At 73.8% G+C, this 16,661-nt stretch carries 18 protein-coding genes; 9 read left to right on the plus strand and 9 right to left on the minus strand.

Annotated features, from left to right (window positions below; all coding sequences use genetic code 11):
• The first annotated feature begins 25 nt into the window (after positions 1 to 25).
• From ACFC1X_RS38395 to ACFC1X_RS38415, 5 genes are all read left to right on the plus strand, one after another.
• Complete coding sequence (locus ACFC1X_RS38395) at positions 26 to 1,540, plus strand: glutamine synthetase (protein ID WP_376363608.1); 1,515 nt, start codon at positions 26 to 28, stop codon at positions 1,538 to 1,540.
• A gap of 32 nt (positions 1,541 to 1,572) precedes the next feature.
• Positions 1,573 to 2,859, plus strand: a complete 1,287-nt coding sequence (gene purB, locus ACFC1X_RS38400; protein ID WP_376363611.1) for an adenylosuccinate lyase — start codon at positions 1,573 to 1,575, stop codon at positions 2,857 to 2,859.
• Positions 2,843 to 3,247: a GNAT family N-acetyltransferase gene (locus tag ACFC1X_RS38405; RefSeq protein ID WP_376363613.1), complete on the plus strand. Its 405-nt coding sequence runs from the start codon at positions 2,843 to 2,845 to the stop codon at positions 3,245 to 3,247. Before purB ends, ACFC1X_RS38405 begins: the two co-directional genes overlap by 17 nt.
• Before the next feature lie 230 nt (positions 3,248 to 3,477).
• Positions 3,478 to 4,143, plus strand: a complete 666-nt coding sequence (locus ACFC1X_RS38410) for a response regulator transcription factor (protein ID WP_376363662.1) — start codon at positions 3,478 to 3,480, stop codon at positions 4,141 to 4,143.
• A gap of 138 nt (positions 4,144 to 4,281) precedes the next feature.
• Positions 4,282 to 4,698, plus strand: a complete 417-nt coding sequence (locus ACFC1X_RS38415; RefSeq protein WP_376363616.1) for an enediyne antibiotic chromoprotein — start codon at positions 4,282 to 4,284, stop codon at positions 4,696 to 4,698.
• Positions 4,699 to 4,797: 99 nt separating this feature from the next.
• On the opposite strand, the gene ACFC1X_RS38420 is transcribed toward ACFC1X_RS38415, so the two are convergent.
• From ACFC1X_RS38420 to ACFC1X_RS38430, 3 genes are read right to left on the minus strand one after another with little or no spacing between them, the layout of a single operon-like run.
• Positions 4,798 to 5,256, minus strand: a complete 459-nt coding sequence (locus ACFC1X_RS38420) for an iron chaperone (protein ID WP_376363619.1) — start codon at positions 5,254 to 5,256, stop codon at positions 4,798 to 4,800.
• A gap of 38 nt (positions 5,257 to 5,294) precedes the next feature.
• Positions 5,295 to 5,741 carry a helix-turn-helix transcriptional regulator gene (locus ACFC1X_RS38425; protein ID WP_376363622.1) on the minus strand — a complete coding sequence of 149 codons (447 nt, stop codon included), beginning with the start codon at positions 5,739 to 5,741 and terminating at the stop codon, positions 5,295 to 5,297.
• Between the two features lie 15 nt (positions 5,742 to 5,756).
• Complete coding sequence (locus ACFC1X_RS38430; RefSeq protein ID WP_376363625.1) at positions 5,757 to 6,179, minus strand: VOC family protein; 423 nt, start codon at positions 6,177 to 6,179, stop codon at positions 5,757 to 5,759.
• 195 nt (positions 6,180 to 6,374) lie between these two features.
• Here ACFC1X_RS38430 and ACFC1X_RS38435 point away from each other — a divergent pair, with 195 nt between their 5' ends.
• On the plus strand, positions 6,375 to 7,172 hold the full coding sequence (locus tag ACFC1X_RS38435) for a helix-turn-helix domain-containing protein (protein ID WP_376363628.1): 798 nt from the start codon (positions 6,375 to 6,377) through the stop codon (positions 7,170 to 7,172).
• On the opposite strand, the gene ACFC1X_RS38440 is transcribed toward ACFC1X_RS38435, so the two are convergent.
• The 3 genes from ACFC1X_RS38440 to ACFC1X_RS38450 form a co-directional block, all read right to left on the minus strand.
• Complete coding sequence (locus ACFC1X_RS38440) at positions 7,161 to 8,348, minus strand: ParB N-terminal domain-containing protein (protein ID WP_376363632.1); 1,188 nt, start codon at positions 8,346 to 8,348, stop codon at positions 7,161 to 7,163. The genes ACFC1X_RS38435 and ACFC1X_RS38440 overlap by 12 nt on opposite strands.
• Before the next feature lie 135 nt (positions 8,349 to 8,483).
• Positions 8,484 to 9,320 (minus strand): ABC transporter permease subunit, encoded by an 837-nt coding sequence (locus ACFC1X_RS38445; protein WP_376363635.1) that lies wholly within the window; start codon positions 9,318 to 9,320, stop codon positions 8,484 to 8,486.
• Positions 9,317 to 10,243, minus strand: a complete 927-nt coding sequence (locus tag ACFC1X_RS38450) for an ABC transporter ATP-binding protein (RefSeq protein ID WP_376363638.1) — start codon at positions 10,241 to 10,243, stop codon at positions 9,317 to 9,319. The genes ACFC1X_RS38445 and ACFC1X_RS38450 overlap by 4 nt, the downstream gene beginning before the upstream one ends.
• A 244-nt stretch (positions 10,244 to 10,487) precedes the next feature.
• Here ACFC1X_RS38450 and ACFC1X_RS38455 point away from each other — a divergent pair, with 244 nt between their 5' ends.
• Both ACFC1X_RS38455 and ACFC1X_RS38460 read left to right on the plus strand, forming a co-directional pair.
• Positions 10,488 to 11,258 (plus strand): gamma-glutamyl-gamma-aminobutyrate hydrolase family protein, encoded by a 771-nt coding sequence (locus ACFC1X_RS38455; protein ID WP_376363641.1) that lies wholly within the window; start codon positions 10,488 to 10,490, stop codon positions 11,256 to 11,258.
• An 84-nt stretch (positions 11,259 to 11,342) separates the two neighbouring features.
• The gene (locus ACFC1X_RS38460) at positions 11,343 to 11,849 is read left to right on the plus strand and encodes a carboxymuconolactone decarboxylase family protein (protein WP_376363644.1); all 507 of its coding nucleotides are present in this window, start codon (positions 11,343 to 11,345) and stop codon (positions 11,847 to 11,849) included.
• On the opposite strand, the gene ACFC1X_RS38465 is transcribed toward ACFC1X_RS38460, so the two are convergent.
• The 3 genes from ACFC1X_RS38465 to ACFC1X_RS38475 form a co-directional block, all read right to left on the minus strand.
• Entirely contained in the window at positions 11,833 to 13,311 is a 1,479-nt protein-coding gene (locus tag ACFC1X_RS38465; protein ID WP_376363647.1) for an NDP-hexose 2,3-dehydratase family protein, read from the minus strand. The two genes, ACFC1X_RS38460 and ACFC1X_RS38465, sit on opposite strands and share 17 nt — an antisense overlap.
• Positions 13,308 to 14,288: a dTDP-glucose 4,6-dehydratase gene (gene rfbB / locus ACFC1X_RS38470; protein WP_376363650.1), complete on the minus strand. Its 981-nt coding sequence runs from the start codon at positions 14,286 to 14,288 to the stop codon at positions 13,308 to 13,310. Before rfbB ends, ACFC1X_RS38465 begins: the two co-directional genes overlap by 4 nt.
• A gap of 172 nt (positions 14,289 to 14,460) precedes the next feature.
• Positions 14,461 to 14,808, minus strand: a complete 348-nt coding sequence (locus ACFC1X_RS38475) for a VOC family protein (protein WP_376363653.1) — start codon at positions 14,806 to 14,808, stop codon at positions 14,461 to 14,463.
• A 181-nt stretch (positions 14,809 to 14,989) separates the two neighbouring features.
• Here ACFC1X_RS38475 and ACFC1X_RS38480 point away from each other — a divergent pair, with 181 nt between their 5' ends.
• Positions 14,990 to 16,522 (plus strand): alpha/beta fold hydrolase, encoded by a 1,533-nt coding sequence (locus ACFC1X_RS38480; protein WP_376363656.1) that lies wholly within the window; start codon positions 14,990 to 14,992, stop codon positions 16,520 to 16,522.
• Positions 16,523 to 16,661 lie beyond the last annotated feature (139 nt).

Consider the following 16,661-nt stretch of genomic DNA (forward strand, 5'->3'; position numbering starts at 1 on the left):
CCCGCGCCCGTGAAAGGACGTTCCCATGTACGCCAGGTCATGGTCCTCGCCCGCCGAGCAGGGCAGCGTCGGACGGCCCTCGTTCGTGGCCGACCACGGGCTGTGGGACCCCGCCCGCCGTGAGGCCGCCGAGCGCGTCGAGGCGAGCCTGCCCGGCCTCGACTACGTGCGCCTGGTCTTCTGCGACCCGCACGGCCTGGCCCGCTCCAAGACCCTCACCGCCGCCGCGTTCGCCTCCGTGCTGCGCAACGGCATGAACTTCAGCCCCGGACCCTATCTCTTCGACACCGGGCACGCCGTCGCCGTCGACTTCCTCGGCGAGCACAACACCGGCGTCGACGAGATCGCCGGCGCCGGGAACTTCATCCTGGTCCCCGACCCCCTCACCTTCCACCCCCTGCCGGGCGGCGACGCCCGCACCGCCTGGGTCATCGGCGACGAATACCTGCGCGACGGCAGCCCGCACCCGCTCTCCTCACGCGCCGTGCTGCGCCGCACCGTCGACCGCTACACCGCACAAGACCTCGCCCCCGTCCTGGGCCTGGAAGTCGAGTGGTACCTCACCCGCCGCCTCGACGACGCCCCCGGCAACACCGGCAACGGCTTCGGACTGCAGGGACAGGCCCCGCGCGTGGCCGCCCTGAACGCCGGCTACCAGTTCAACCTCGACGGCCACTACGACACCCTCGCCCCCCTCACCGACCCCCTCGGCCTGCACCTGCTCGCCCTGGGCCTGCCGCTGCGCTCGATGGAGCACGAATCGGGGCCCGGCCAGGTCGAGACGACGTTCAGCCCGATGTCCGCGCTGGACACCGCCGACGCCATGCTGCTCTTCCGCACCCTCACCAAGAGCTGGTGCGCACGGCGCGGCCACCACGCCACCTTCATGTCCCAGCCGCTCCTGGACGCCGCCGACCCCAGCGGCTGGCACCTCAACCAGTCGGTCACCGACCTCACCACCGGCGCCAACCTGTTCGGCACCGAAGGCCCCAGCGGCGGACCGGCCCCGCACGCCAAGGCCTACGCGGAAGGACTGCTCGACTGGGCCCGCGACCTGTTCCTGCTCTCGGTGCCCACCGTCAACGGCTACCGGCGGCTCGCCGCCGAGCACACCCTGGCACCCACCCGGCTCGGCTGGAGCCAGGAAGACCGCAGCGCGATGCTCCGCCTCGTCGGCCAGGGCGCCGGCGCCCACATCGAAAACCGCATCGCCGAACCCTGCGCCAACCCCTACCTCACCGCCGCCGCCCAGCTGTTCGCCGGCCTGGACGGCATGACCGCACCGCCCGCACCCGCCCACAGCACACCCGCCGGCGGCTCCGCACCGGCCGACGGCGCCGTGCCGCAGCACCTGCGCGAGGCCCTGGACGCCTTCCGCACCGGCCGCGCCGCCCGCCTCCTGGGCGCCCCGCTCACCGCCTGCCTCACCCAGCTGAAGGAGAGCGAACTGCGCCGCTACGAGACCTGGTGCCGCACCGCGGCGACCACACCCGGCCAGGTCACCGAGTGGGAACAGCGCGAGTACTTCGGCGCCTTCTGACCCCCGCCCGCCCCCCTTCACGAAGGCGCCGCATGATTGCCCGATACACACTGCCCGAAATGGCCCACCTCTTCAGTGACCGCTCCCGCTACACCCTGTGGGTGCGGGTGGAGATCCTCGCCTCCCAGGCACAGGCCGCCCTGGGCCACGTACCGCACCAGGTGGTCCAGGACATGCGCCGCGCCCGCGTGCCCGAACCCGAGCGGGTCGCCGCACTCGAACGCGAACGCGACCACGAGGTACTGGCCTTCCTCGCTGCCTACTGCGAGGACATCCCCGCCGCCTCCGCACGCTGGGTGCACCACGGCATGACCAGCTACGACCTCGTCGACACCGCCCTGGGCCACACCCTGGCCCGGGCCACCGACCTGCTCACCGCGGCCGCCCGCCGGCTGCGCCGGGTCCTGAGCACACGGGCCCTCGAACACTGGGACACCGTCATGGTGGGCCGCACCCACGGCGTGCACGCCGAACCCACCACCTTCGGGCACAAACTCGCCACGCACGCCTTCGCCGCCGACCGCTGCCTGCGCCGCCTCGCCGCCGCCCGCGAGGCCGTCGCCGTCGGCACCGTCTCCGGCTCCGTGGGCACCTACGCGCTGATCGACCCCCGCGTCGAGGAACACGTCCTGGCCGCACTCCACCTGGCCCCCGAACCCGCGCCCAGCCAGGTCGTCGCCCGCGACCGGCACGCCCAGCTACTGCAGGCCGTCGCCACCCTGGGCGCCTGCGTGGAACAGATCGCCCTGGAACTGCGGCTGCTGCAGCGCACCGAGGTCCGCGAGGTCGAGGAACCGCGCACCGGCGCCTACCAGGGGTCCAGCGCCATGCCCCACAAACGCAACCCCACCACGAGCGAACGGCTGTGCGGCCTGGCCCGCCTGCTGCGCGGCTACGCCGACACGGCCCTGGAGAACGTGGCGCTGTGGCACGAACGCGACCTCGCCCACCAGTGCGTGGAGCGGGTCATCCTCCCCGACAGCCTGTGCACCGGCCACTACCAGGTCACCAAGGCCGCCGACCTGGTGGAGCAGCTCACCGTCGACACCGCCCGGATGCGCGCCCACCTCGAGGACACCGGCGGCCTCCTCCACAGCTCCGCCGTCCTCGCCGGCCTCCTGGCCGGCGGCATGGAACGCGAACGCGCCTACCGCGGCGTGCAGGCCGCCGCCGGCCGCACCCTGGCCACCGGCGAGCACTTCGCCACCACCCTGGCCCAGCAGGGCCTCGACACCGCCGGCCTGGACCCCGCCCGCTTCCTGGCCCACCACGACGTCATCCGCACCCGATTGGAGAAACTGCATGAGCTGGACGACTGACCGCGTCGAGGGCCGCACCCTCGACCTCGACGAGGTCCTCGGCCTCTACCGCGACTCCGGCCTGGGCGCCCGGCGCCCCCTGGCCGACCGCGAACGGTTCGCCGCCATGACCGCCAACGCCAACCTCGTCCTGGTCGCCCGCGACGACGCGGGCACCCTCCTGGGCATCGTGCGCGCCGTGTCCGACTTCTCCTACGTCACCTACGTCTCGGACATCGCCGTCGCAGCCGGCCGCCAGCGCACCGGCATCGGCCGCGCCCTGATCGACGCCGCCCGCGCCGAGGCGCCCGCCGCCAAACTCGTCCTGCTGTCCGCCCCCGCCGCGGCCGGCTACTACCCGCACCTCGGCTTCACACGCCACGAATCGGCCTGGGTCCTCACCCCGTAGAACCCGCCCCACGCCGGGTCGGCCGGGCTGTACCGGGGCTCCACCGCCCGCGCCTAGAGTCACCCCCCGGGGCGGCTCGCGCACCCCCGGCCCACCGCACCGGACCCCCCGGGGGAGGCATGACCCACACATCGGCACCGGCACTGCTCGACACCCGCCCGCCCGCGCCCGCCGCCCCGCCCGCCCCGCAGCGCGAGCCGGCCGCCGCCGGCCACCGCACGGCCGTCGCCATGCCCTCCGGGCGCCGCGTCCTGGTCGTGGACGCCGACACCGGCTGCGCCGAATCCCTGGTCACCCAGTTGCGCCGGCACGGCCACGACGCCCTCGGCGTACGGCGCGGCGGCGACGCGCTGCGCGCCCACGAGGACGCCGACCTGGTCCTCCTCGACCTCGAACTGCCCGACCTGGACGGCCTGGAGGTCTGCCGCGCGCTGCGGGCCGTCAGCCGGGTGCCCGTCATCATCGTCACCGCCCGCGCCTCCGAACTGGACTGCGTCCTGGGCCTGCAGGCGGGCGCCGACGACTACGTGGCCAAGCCCTACGGCCTGCGGGAGCTGATGGCCCGGATCGAGGCCGTGATGCGGCGCGCCGCCTGGCAGCCCGCCGCCGCCCGCGAGATCCGCCACGGCCGCCTGCACATCGACGCGGCCTCCCGCGCGGTCCTGGTCGACGGCGAGGAAGTCGCCCTGACCCGCAAGGAGTTCGACCTGCTGTGCCTGCTGGCCTCGCACCCCGGCACGGTCATCCCGCGCAAGCAGCTCCTCCAGCAGGTCTGGGGCGACTCCTGGTCCAGGCGCACCGTCGACACCCATGTCAGCAGCCTGCGCGGCAAGCTGGGCGACAGCGGCTGGGTCGTCACCGTGCGGGGCGTGGGCTTCATGCTCGGCACCCCCTGACCCCTCCGGCCCTCCGGCGGGGGACAGCCGGGGCTCAAGCGGCCTTCCACCGGATCTCATGCGCTGCGGCCGACTCTGGGTGAGGCGTGATCACCACAACGCGCCGTACGGCCCACCGCACCCATCCAGGAGACGAACATGCAGATCCGCTCGCGCCTGACCCAGTCCGGCCTGCTGGGCGCCGCCGCCGTGGCCGCCCTGGCCTTCGCGGCCGCCCCGGCCTCCGCCGCCCCGGCGGTGACCGCCACGCCCGCCGCCGGCCTGGCCGACGGCCAGTCCGTGACCGTGACCGGCACCGGCTTCCCGGCGGGCACCCAGGTCGCCGTGTCCCAGTGCCGGGAGGCCACCACCTGCACCGACACGCTGGCGACGGCCACCGTGGACGCGGGCGGCGGCTTCAGCACCGCCTACACCGTGCGCCGGCAGTTCACTGCCACCGACTGGAGCACCGGCACCGGCACCCCCGTCACCGTGGACTGCGCCGCCCAGCAGTGCCAGCTGGTCGCCTACCGGGAGGGCACCGGCCCGGTCGGCGCGGCCATCTCCTTCGGCTGAGACCGCCCCGCCCCACCCGCCGGCGGCGGGCCCACCGCGCGGTGCCCCGGACCGGCACCGCCCGGCGGGCCCGCCGCCGGCCCCGGGGCAGGGGCTGTCTCAGCCCGCCGCCTGCCGCACCAGCGCCCTGATGCGCCTGTCCACCGCCGCGCTCATCCCGGTCAGCGCGAAGGCCGTCGGCCACACCGCGCCGTCGTCCAGCGCCGCCACGTCGCTGAACCCCAGCGTGGCGTAACGCGACTTGAACTTCTGCGCGCTCTGGAAGAAGCACAGCACCTTGCCGTCCTTGGCGTACGCGGGCATCCCGTACCACAGGCGCGGCGTGAGCTGCGGCGCGGCGCAGCGCACGATCTCGTGGACCCGGGCGGCCAGCACCCGGTCCGCCTCCGGCATCTGCCCGATCTTCGCGAGCACCTCGCCCTCCGGGTCCGCCTTCGGCCCGCGCCGCGCGGACTTCAGCTCCGCGGCGCGCTCCTTCATCGCCGCCCGCTCGCCGGCGGTGAACCCCTTGCCGGCGCCCGGCCCGGACTCCTGGGCAGGAGACTGCGTACGCTTCACGGCTTTCCTCCTCATTGTCGGGATTCCTGGTGAGCCTCTCACGCGGGGCGCCCCCGCACGGCCCCGGCCGGCGCCGGCGCCGGAGCCACGCACCGGGGCAGCCCGGCCGCTTTGGCCGCCGCGCGCCGCCGGTAGGCCTCGGGACTCATACCGGCCAGTTCGGTGAACCGGGTGACCAGGACGGCCGCGGACGGGCAGCCGACCGCCAGGCTGAGGCCGGCCGGACTGTGCTCGCCGTGCCGCAGCAGCTCCATCGCCCGCTCCACACGGCGCACCGTCAGATAGGCGTACGGCGAGTGGCCGTAGGCGTCGGCGAAGCGCGAGGCGAGCAGGCCGGGCGCCATGCCCGCCTCGCGGGCGAGCGCCTCGAGATCCAGCGGCCGCGTCAGGTCCCTGTCGATCCGGTCGCGCACGCGGCGCACCTGCGCCAGGTCACGCAGACGCTGCGCGGCGATCAGCGCCTGCCGCCACGCGGGATGGCACATCACAAAGGGCTCCTCTCAGCCGGCCCGGCGGCCCGGTTCCCGGATGCGCAGCAGGTTGCCCGCCGGGTCGCGGAACGCGCAGTCGCGGACACCGCCGGGATGCCGCAGCGGCTCCTGGACGACCTCGGCGCCGGCCGCCTGCACCCGGGCGAACGTGGCGTCCAGGTCCCCGGTGGCCAGCACGATCCGCCCGAAGGTGCCCTTGGCCATCATCTCCAGCACGGTGGTGCGCTCCGCGTCGGTGAGCGCAGCGCCGGCGGCGGCCGGGGCCAGCAGCAGCCCGGTGTCCGGCCGGCCGGCGGGACCGACCGTGATCCAGCGGGTCCTGCCCCGCCCCACGTCCCGGCGGACTTCGAAGCCGAGGACGTCCCGGTAGAAGGCCAGCGCGGCGTCCGGATCGTCGTGCGGCAGGGAACTCGTATGCAGGGTGAGGTCCATTCACGTCACGCTAGCCGCGCCCCCGCCGCCCGGGCTTCTCCGTTCCTGACCCCTTGTCCGGGGCCCGGGGTCTGCAGCCGGCCTCGAGCGGGACTCGAGCGGGCCGCGACGGCGGCGAGCCAGACTGCCGAGCGGACCGACACGCAAAAGGGGGGGGCGGACATGGACGCGGCAGTGGAAAGAGCACTCGCGTACATGCGCGCACACCTCCGCGAACCGCTGACCGTCTCCGACATCGCCGAAAAGGCCCGGCTCGGCCCTTTCCCTTTCTCGCGCCTGTTCAGGGACGAAACACGGCTGAGCCCCGGCCGCTATCTCACCGCACTGCGCATTCACGAGGCCAAGCGGCTGATCGGCGATTCCTCGATGAGTACCGCCGAGGTCGCCGCCGCGGTCGGATACCGCACCCCGGAGTCGTTCACCGACGCCTTCACCGCCGCCACCGGGCTGCCGCCCGGAGCCTTCCGCAGACTCTGCCGCGGCCTGGCGCAGGAGCCGCCCGCGCCCGGCCCGGGCCCCGGCCCCCAGCGCGGCGCGCTCGCCGGAACCGTCCGGCTGCCGGCCGGGCTGGGCAACGCACGGGTCTACCTGGGCGCCTTCGCCACACCGCTGGTCCAGTACCCGGCCGCCGCCGCGGCCGTCGTCGACGTGCCCGCCGACCGGCCCTCCTGCTACACGCTGCACGACGTGCCCGCAGGCACCTGGCATCTGCTGGCGGTAGCGGTGGCCGCCGCCGGCGCCCACGGCCCGCAGGCCGCAACCACGCCGCTCGTCGGGGACCGCGCCACCCCCGTCACCGTCACCGCGGACACCGTCACCAGCGCCGCCCTGCGGCTGCGCCCGGCCCGCCCGGCCGACCCACCGGTCCTGCTCGCCCTGCCCGCCCTGACGCCCCCGCACACCGTCGTGCCGCAGCCCGGCTGCCCCGCCGGCGCCCCGCCGCCCGCCGCCCGGCCGCGCGCGGTAACCGCGCCGCCGCCCTCAGGAGCCTGAGGACGACGGGTTGCGGCACAACTCCTGCCGGGTCTTGAGCCGTTCGGCCAGCAGGCACCACTCCTTGCCGATGTGATCGGCGATCGGCGCGATGACGCCGAGCCAGTGCGGCGGGACCGCGTCCGCGATCCGCCGCCAGTCCTCGCCGGGCTCGGTGGCGTGGGCCTGCATCCAGCGCAGCAGCTCCCGGCCGCCCGCGGTGTAGCGCAGGGCGGGATCGGCGGCCATCTTGGCGGCCACCGCCGCCCATGTGGGCGGCGCCTCGGTGTGGTTCCGGCGCTGCGGCACGGCGGCCTCCGCCGGCCCGGCCACCCGCAGCGGCACCCGCCGGCCGCCCTCGGCGGCTGTCTCCTGCACCGCGTCCGGGCCGCCGGGCGCCGGCCCGGACGGCACCGGCCGCACATGCTGCGGGCGCAGGGCCTGCGGGTGGCGCCCGCCGCGTTCGGGGCCCTCGCCGCGCCGCAGCCGCGCGCTGACGTCGTGCACCGTGCCCAGCGACACGTCGGTGGCATGGGCGACCTGGCGCAGCGGGGCGCCCGGATGGGCGGCGATGTACTCGGCGGCCCGCCGCCTGCCCTCGCCCGCGTCCACCGGGCGCCGCCGGCCGTCCTGCCCGACGCGCTTGCCGCCCAGCGGCGCGGCGAGCGCCGACCTCTCGCGCAGCGACGCGATCGTCTTCGCGCTCAGCCCCGTCACCCCGGCCAGGGCGCGGTCGGACCAGTCGGGGTGGGAGCCCAGGACCCGCTGGGCCCCGGCGACGCGGTCCGCCTTCGACAGCGGCAGGCCGTGGGCCCCGTTCGCCTGCAGGGCGATGACGAGGGCCTCGGCGTTGGAGCAGTCCAGGAAGCGGGCCCGGATGCGGTCCTCGCCCATGAGCCGGGCGGCCTCCAGGCGGTGCAGCCCGTCGATGACCCGGCAGCCGTCCACCTGGACCAGGACGGGCGGCAGGTCCGCCGCCTCCGCCGCGTCGACGAGCAGCCGGACATGCGCGGCGTCAATTCCGCCCTGGCGCAGTAAAACCCCGGCACACAATGCGGCGACGGGAACGTCGCGGGCCGGGAGTTTCTCGAAATGACCCAGGTCGAATTCGCGGTGCGCCGACGCTGCGACGCCCTCCATCCGGACGGGGCTGAATGCACTCGTGATCGAGACGGCGTGCGCGTTGCTCTGAGCCATTCCTGTAACTCCCTCTCTGCTGCCGCTGCCGAAGAGGGTCGCAGGAGGGTCTTTAGCCCTGGTGGAGAGCAGGTCGACGTCGCCTGGAAACAGCGGCCCGCGGGCGCCCGCCCCGGGGCGGGCACCCGCGGCCGGTCAGGCGTCGCGGCGCCGCAGCAGCACCGCCGCGACGGCCAGCAGCGCGGCCGTCCACAGCGCGAGGACGCCCAGGCCCTGCCACGGCCCCAGCAGGTCACCCGCCCGCTCCTGCTGCTGAGTGATCATGAAGCCGGCCTGGGTGGGGAGGTAGGCGTGCACGTGCTCGCCGACGCTGCCGGGCAGCATGCCCGCCATCGGCGTGATCACCAGCACGAATCCGATGACGGCGGTGATGGCCGCCGCCGTGTGGCGGATGATCGCACCGGCGGCCAGGGCGAACAGGCCCAGCAGTGCGAGGTAGAGCCCGCAGCCGGCGACGGCCCGCAGGACACCGCCGTCACCGATCGCGACCGGCGCCTTGCCGTCGAGGATCGGCGCGCCGATGAAGAAGGACCCGAACGCGGTCACCTCGCCCACCACCAGGACCAGCAGCCCGAACACCGCGCTCTTGGCCGCCAGTACGGGCACCCGCCCGGGCACCGCCAGCAGGCTGGCACGGATCATGCCGGTGGAGTACTCGGAGGCGATCGCCATCACCCCCAGCACGCAGACCGCCAGCTGGCTCAGCAGGATGCCGCTGCCCAGGATCGTGCCGGTGGGGTCCATCCGCATCTCGGCCTGCTGGGACGCATCGGTCTTGTCCCAGTTCGCGATGCCCATCTGCATGAACGCCGCGGTGAACACCCAGGTGAGCACCACCAGGACGGCCAGCGACCAGACGGTGGAACGCACCGAACGGATCTTGGTCCACTCCGAGAGCAGCAGGCCCGCGAAGCCCGGCCCGCTCTCCTTGGCGGCCGGCGCCGAGGCGCCCGGTACGGTCGTGGCGCTCACTTCACACCTCCGGCGGCGGGCACGCCCGCGTCGTACTCGACGGCGTCCTTGGTCAGTTCCATGAAGGCGTCCTCCAGGGAGCCGCGCCTGGTCGACAGCTCGTGCAGCACCAGGCCCTGGGCGGAGGCGAGTTCGGCGATGCGCGCGGCCTCGAGCCCGGTGACGTCCAGGTCCCCCTCGCCGGTCACCTCGACGGTGGCGCCCTGTGCGGTCAGCAGCTCGGCCAGCCGCGCCCCGTCGGGCGTGGAGACCAGCACCGACTGCTCGGTGCTGCGTTCGATGAACTCCTGGGTGGAGCAGTCGGCGACCAGCCGGCCGCGTCCGATGACGATGAGGTGGTCGGCGGTGACGGCCATCTCGTTCATCAGATGGCTGGAGACGAAGACGGCCCGGCCCTCGGCCGCCAGCGACTTCATCAGGTTCCTGATCCACAGGATGCCCTCGGGATCGAGCCCGTTGACCGGCTCGTCCAGGACCAGCGCCGCGGGGTCGCCGAGCAGCGCGGCGGCGATGCCCAGCCGCTGGCCCATGCCCAGCGAGAAGCCGCCCGCCCGCTTGCCGGCCACCGACGCCAGCCCCACCTGCTCGATGACCTCCCCCACGCGGCGCCTGCCGATGCCCTGCGTCTGCGCCAGGCACAGCAGATGGTCCCGGGCGCTGCGCCCGGTGTGCACGGCGCGCGCCTCCAGCAGCGCCCCCACCACCCGCAGGGGCCGGGCCAGCTCCCGGTAGGGCACCCCGTTGACGGTGGCCCGGCCGGCGTCGGGCCGGTCCAGGCCCAGCAGCAGCCGCATCGTGGTGGACTTGCCTGCGCCGTTGGGGCCCAGGAAGCCGGTGACCCGGCCGGGCTCGACCGTGAACGACAGGTCGTTCACGGCGGTCTTGTCGCCGTAGCGTTTCGTGAGGTTCTTCGCCTCGATCATGGTCACCTCGGTTGAATGGCCCGCGAGAGTTTCCCCGGGGCTGACAGAAATTCCCCGGCCACCTGTGATAGCAGGATCGCTATCTGTTCAGTAGTCGCAGCCTGGAGCGGTACGTGAACGATGGCCCGGGCCGCGGGGCGCGGATATTTTTACCGCTCCGACCGTCTGGGGAAGCGCGTGTTTCATCTGCCGACTTTCCTCAGTTGAACCCGGAAGCCGAACCCGGAAACCCACGAGGTTGGTCATGAATGCGGACACGAACCATCCGGCATCCGCCGGACGCCGGCCGGTGGTCGGGATCTGCGCGCGGACGGCGCCCGTCACCCTGCAGGGCAGCGACCTGGCCGTCTGCCTGGCACTGCGCTCGCACGTGGCGTTCCTGGCCGAGGCCGGCTGCACACCCCTGCTGATCCCGCCGCTGCCCGGGGCCGAGGACCTCGCCGGCCGCCTCGACGCCCTGCTCGTGCCGGGCGGCCCCGACCTGGACCCGGCGCTCTACGGCGCCAGGCCCCACCCGGCGACCCGGGCGGTCGACCCGGACGCCGACCGGGCCGAACTCGCCCTGGTCGGGCGGGCACTTGAGGCGAGGATCCCCCTCCTGGCGGTCTGCCGCGGCATGCAGCTGCTCAACGTGCTGCACGGGGGCACCCTCCACCAGCAGCTGCCGGAGGTCACCGGCCACGACGGACACCGGCCGCGGGCGGCGTCCTTCACCCTCGGCCGCCGCCCGCTGAAGCTGCTGCCCGGCAGCCGGATCGCCGGCGTCCTCGACGAGGCCGAGCCCGCCACCGCCTGCCACCACCACCAGGGGGTGGACCGGCTCGGCGCGGGCCTGAGCGCCACCGGCTGGGCCGACGACGGGACCGTCGAGGCCGTCGAGGTCACCGGCCACCCCTTCGCGGTCGGGGTGCAGTGGGAATGCGGGCAGACACCCGACGCACGGCTTCACCACGCCCTGGCGGCAGCGGCCCACCGGGCCGCGAACGCACCGGCCGCCGCACGGCCGGGCACCTGAGAAAAAAAGGGGGGCGCCCCGCACGGGCGCCCTCTGTTGCCGATCCCCTGTGATCCCTCTGTGATCCCCATGTGAAGGAGACTCATGTCGCCGCGGATGCCCAACCCCTCGCTGGTGGTTCCCGACGTTCTTCCGCCCATGCGCGCGCTGGTCAAGGCCGTCAACAATGTCGGTGTGCCGCTGCAGACGCTCGTCCTCATCCACCTGCGGGTGAGCCAGATCAACGGCCGCCCGGTGCAGATACCCGTGAAGAAGCGGGAGTTCGAGGAGGCGGGGGAGGAGGACCACCGCCTGCCGCTGGTGGAGACCTGGCGGGAGCAGAGCTGCTTCACCGACGCCGAACGCTCCGTGCTGGCGCTGGCCGAGGCGGCCACCCGCATCGACGGCCGCCGCGACCCCGTCTCCGACGAGGTCTGGAACGAGGCCGCCCGGCACTGGAACGAGGTGCAGCTGGCCGCCGTCGTCCTGCACATCGGCCTGGTCAACCTCTGGAACCGGGTCAACGTCGCCACCAAGCAGGAGCCGGTGGACTGGCGGATCAACCCCAAGAAGTGGACCCCCATGACCAGCCGGCTCACCCCCGCCCCCTGACCCCCCGGCCTTGTAGCCCCCGTTCACGCAGCAGGCCCGGCCCCGCGGCCGCCGGGGGGGGGCGGCGGGGGTGGGGGGGCTGGGAGCGGGGGGCGCGCGGGGTGACGGTGCCCAGGACGGCGAGCAGCGTCCTGGCCTGCACGTTGACGTAACGACTGTGCCCGGCCAGCCAGTTCAGCTGCCCCGGCGTGACCCACAGGTATCCCGGGGGCGGCTCGGTCGGTGTCGTCGCCTCGTCGCTCTCCACGATCACATAGCGGCTCTCGGCGTTCAGGAACCGGCCGCCCTCCTCGGAGTGGACGGCCGAGTAGCGCACCCGGTCCGGGGAGGCGTTCAGCAGCGCGTCGAGGAAGAGCGGGCGGTGCTCCGCCGCCGGCGGGGCGTGATTGGACGGAGCGCACTGCACGGTCGGCGCGAGCTCCACGGTGTCGAGGAAGCCGCCCTCCACCCGCGCGTGCGCCAGGACGTGCGGGACCCCGTCGAACACCCGGTAGGCGAAGCCGACGACCCCCCGTTCCACCGGCTCGATGATCGGCTGGCTCCAGCCGGCGACCTCACGCCCGGCGCCCTCGACCGAGACCGCCACCACCCGGAAGAACCGGCCGTCGGCCCGGCCGATGCTGTCCTCGCCGCGGTGCCAGCCGGCGATCCGCCCCAGCGGCATCCGGCGGGCGCGGACCTCGTGCCGGGCCCGTTCCCCGGTGAACCAGGTCAGCACGCCGGCGTCGGACGACAGCGCCCGCGTCCCGTCCGCGGGGGCCGGAGCGCTCGCCAGGACGGTGCGCGCGTCCATGTTCACCACGTTGTCGAGAGCGAGCAGGTCGAGGATCTGCCCCAGGGTGAGCCAGCGGAACGTGTCGTCGGCCGGGACGTCGCCGTCCACCTCGACGATCATGTTGCGGTTGCGTTTGCGGTAGAACCAGGCGCCGTGCTCGGACTGCAGGACGTCGGTGAGGACCCGGTCGCGGCCGGGGTCGAGGAAGTGTTCCAGGTACCTGACCGCCGTTCCCCCGTGCGCCTTGGTGTAGTTGCTGCGGGTGGCCTGCACGGTGGGGGAGAGCTGCACCAGGTTGGGGTTGCCGGGCTCCATCTTCGCCTGCATGAGGAAGTGCAGGACCCCGTCGAACTCCTTGGCCAGGATCCCCAGGATGCCGATCTCCGGCTGCACGATGATCGGCTGCTGCCAGCCGGCGCCGGGCCGGGTGACGTGCAGTCCCTCGACGGTGAAGAACCGTCCGCTGCGGTGCCGCAGGTCGCCGGTGTCCACGGCGAACGACCACTGGCCGAGCGCGGCGAACGGGATCCGGCTCACCACCGTCCCCGCCGACCGCCGGTACGCCGCCAGCCAGATGGGCACCTCACCGGTGGCGATGTGCGCCCCCGCCGCCGTCGCCGCCGACAGCGCCAGCCGCTCGGCGATGCCCGCCCGGGAGCGGGCGACCAGCAGGCCCGCCGCGCTCACCGCCGCTCCCCGCTGTCCTTGACCGGCTTCCACCAGCGGGGGTTGTCCCGGTACCAGGCGACGGTCTCGGCCAGCCCCGCGTCGAAGCCGGTCAGCGGCCGGTGGCCGAGCTCGCGCTCGATCTTGCCCTGGTCCAGGGCGTAGCGCCGGTCGTGGCCCTTGCGGTCGGTGACGTGCCGGACCATGTCCGGCCCCGCCGCGCACAGCCGGGCGATCCGGTGCGCCAGCGTGAGGTTGTCCACCGCCGTGCCGGCCCCGATGTTGTAGACCTCGCCGGCCCGGCCGCCGGTGAGCACCCGGTGCACCGCCCGGCAGTGGTCGTCCACGTGCAGCCACTCCCGTACCTGCCCGCCGTCCCCGTAGACGGGGACCGGGCGTCCTTCGAGCAGGTTGGTCACGGCGAGCGGGATGAACTTCTCGGGATGCTGGTAGGGGCCGTAGTTGTTGGAGCAGCGGGTGACCGAGAGGTCCAGCCGGTGCGTGCGCACGTACGCGAGGGCCACCAGGTCCGAGGCCGCCTTGGACGCGGCGTAGGGCGAGTTGGGCAGCAGCGGGGACGCCTCGCTCCACACTCCCTGGTCGATGGAGCCGTACACCTCGTCCGTCGAGACGTGCACCACCCGCTGGACACCGGCGCTGAGGCAGGCGTCGAGGAGCGCCTGGGTGCCCTCCACATTGGTGCGGACGAACACCGCGCCGCCCGCCAGGGAACGGTCGACATGGCTCTCGGCGGCGAAGTGGACCACCGCGTCCTGGCCCTTGAGCACACCGGCCAGCAGCTCCCGGTCCAGGAGGTCGCCGTGCACGAAGGTCAGCCGCGGGTGCGCGGCGGGCAGGTTGTCACGGTTTCCCGCGTAGGTCAGGGCGTCCAGGACCGTGACGTGCGCGTCCTCGAATTCCGGATAACCGCCCTCGAGCATGGTCCGCACATAGTGGGAGCCGATGAATCCGGCACCGCCGGTGACGAGAATGTTCATGAGACCACGTCGCAGTCGCCGTACCGCGCTCGGAGCATGTCCTCTTCCCCTTTGTTCCGGACGAAGGGGACTCATGACGGGCGTCCCCGTGGGGAAATGCTGAACGGCCGCCCTCGAAACCCTCTCGAAACGTGCTCGAAGGGCTCGGGGGCGGCCGCAGGCAGGACAGGCGTCAGCTGTCCTGCAGCAGTCCCACGACGTTGCCGTCCAGGTCGGTGAAGGTGGCCACCCGGCGGCCGCCGCCGACGTCCTTGGCCGGGCCGGTGACCGTGGCGCCCGCGGCACCCACCTCGGCCAGCTTCGCCTCGATGTCGGCCACGTGCCAGTAGGCGACCTGCGCGTCCTGCGCACCGGCCGGCACCAGCCCGACGTGCTGGCCCGCGACGTCGAAACCGACGTAGTACTCCGAGTCGGTCTGCGGCTCGATCCCGAACAGGACGGCGTACAGCTTCTTCGCCGCCGCCACGTCCGCCACGGGATGCAGCACGGTCTTGATTCCCTGGATGGCCGCGTCAGCCATTTTCTACTCCCGAGGGGGTTGGAATTGCGTCGCCCCATGCTAGGGAAATCCGCCGGCCCGCCGCATCTTCACCCACCAGCACCTCGAGCAGAAATCCAGACGTTCTCGAGCATGAGCCGACAGGCCGGTGCCACGCTGCCAGCGCGCTGAATTCAGGAGGGGAATTGTGAGAAGAACTGCGTTGGTCTCAACCGTGGTCGCGGCCGGTCTGCTGGGCCCGGCCGCCGTCCCGGCCCCGGCGGCGGACGAAACGGCCCCCACGGCCGCCGCCACGGTGGCGTGGACGCCGTGCCCGGGCGGGGACCCGGTCCTCGGCGACATGCTCAAGGGCCTGGAGTGCGGCACCGTACGGGTGCCGCTCGACTACGACGACCCCGGCGGCCGGCAGATCAGCCTCGCGCTGACCCGGGCCCGGCACACCGTCCCCGACAGCGAGTACAAGGGCGCCGTCATCCTCAACCGCGGCCAGTGGCCCGGCGGCATCGGCCGCGACCTGCCCACCCGGTACGCCGAGGGCACCACCGGCCTGGCCAAGGACGTCGGCGACGCCTACGACTGGATCGGCTTCGACCCCCGCGGCGTCGGCGCCAGCGAGCCGTCCGTCGTCTGCGACAGCGACTACCTCGACCCCGGACACGCCCAGAGCGACCCGGTGCCCGCCACACCCGCCGCCGAACGGGAATGGACGCGGCGGGCCCGCGCGTACGCCGAGAGCTGCGGCGACACCTACGGCGACGTGCTGCGCCACCTGGGCACCGAGAACGCCGCGCGCGACCTCGACCGGATGCGCGTCGCACTCGGCCAGGAGAAGATCACCTACTTCGGCACCGACTGGGGCACCTACCTCGGCTCGATGTACGCCACGCTCTTCCCCCACCGCGTGGACCGCATGGTGCTGGACAGCGTGGTACGCCCCAGCGGCGTGGGATACCGCAACAGCCTCCGCAAGAACGTGACGTCCGAACGCAACGCCCGGATCTTCTTCGCCTGGGTCGCCAAGTACGACGCCGTCTACCACCTGGGCACCACCGCGGCCGAGGTCGAGGCCCACTACTACGCGGGACAGGACGCGCTGCGCGCCGCACCCGTCGACGGCAGGATCGGCCCCTCCGAGTGGGCGGACGTCTTCGAACCGGTCGTCTACCGCAGCTGGACCTGGCTCTCCCGCGCGAAGATCCTCTCCGACTGGGTGGTCGACCAGGACCCGGCCTCACTGCGCGCCAACTACTCCCCGCCGGGCTTCCCGCACCAGAACCGGCACGCGATGACCAACGCGGTCAACTGCCTGGACGGCCCCTGGCCGACCGACTGGAACCGCTGGCACCGTGCCCACACCCGCCAGTACGACGCCGGCAACCGCTTCTTGACCTGGACCAACGCCTGGTACAACGCGCCGTGCGCGTTCTGGCCGCAGCCCGCCAGGACCGAGCCGCACGCCATCGGCGACCGCCGGGTCGACGTCCTGCTGGTGCAGCCGCAGTTCGACACCGCGCACGGCACCGCCGGCGCCGCCGAGACGCACGCGCTGTTCCCCAACTCCCGGCTGGTCCTGGAGAAGGGCGGCCACAACGTCGGCGCGGCACTGTCGGCGAACAACAACGCCTGCCTCAACACCTACGTCGGCGACTTCCTGCGCGACGGCACCCGCCCCGCCTCCCGCCGAGGCGTCGACGCCACCTGCACGGCCGCACCGGACCCGGTCCCCGCGTCCTGACCCGGCACCCGGCGGGGGGGGGGCGCCCCCCCCGCCGGGGGGCCCCCCCCCCGCGGCGCCGCGCCCGGCCCCCCCGCCCCCGGGCTGCGGCGCGCCCGCCCCCCCGGCCCCCGCCCGCCGGCAGGCGATGGACGCCTTC

This window comes from Streptomyces sp. NPDC056128, assembly GCF_042263835.1.
Classification (GTDB): domain Bacteria; phylum Actinomycetota; class Actinomycetes; order Streptomycetales; family Streptomycetaceae; genus Streptomyces.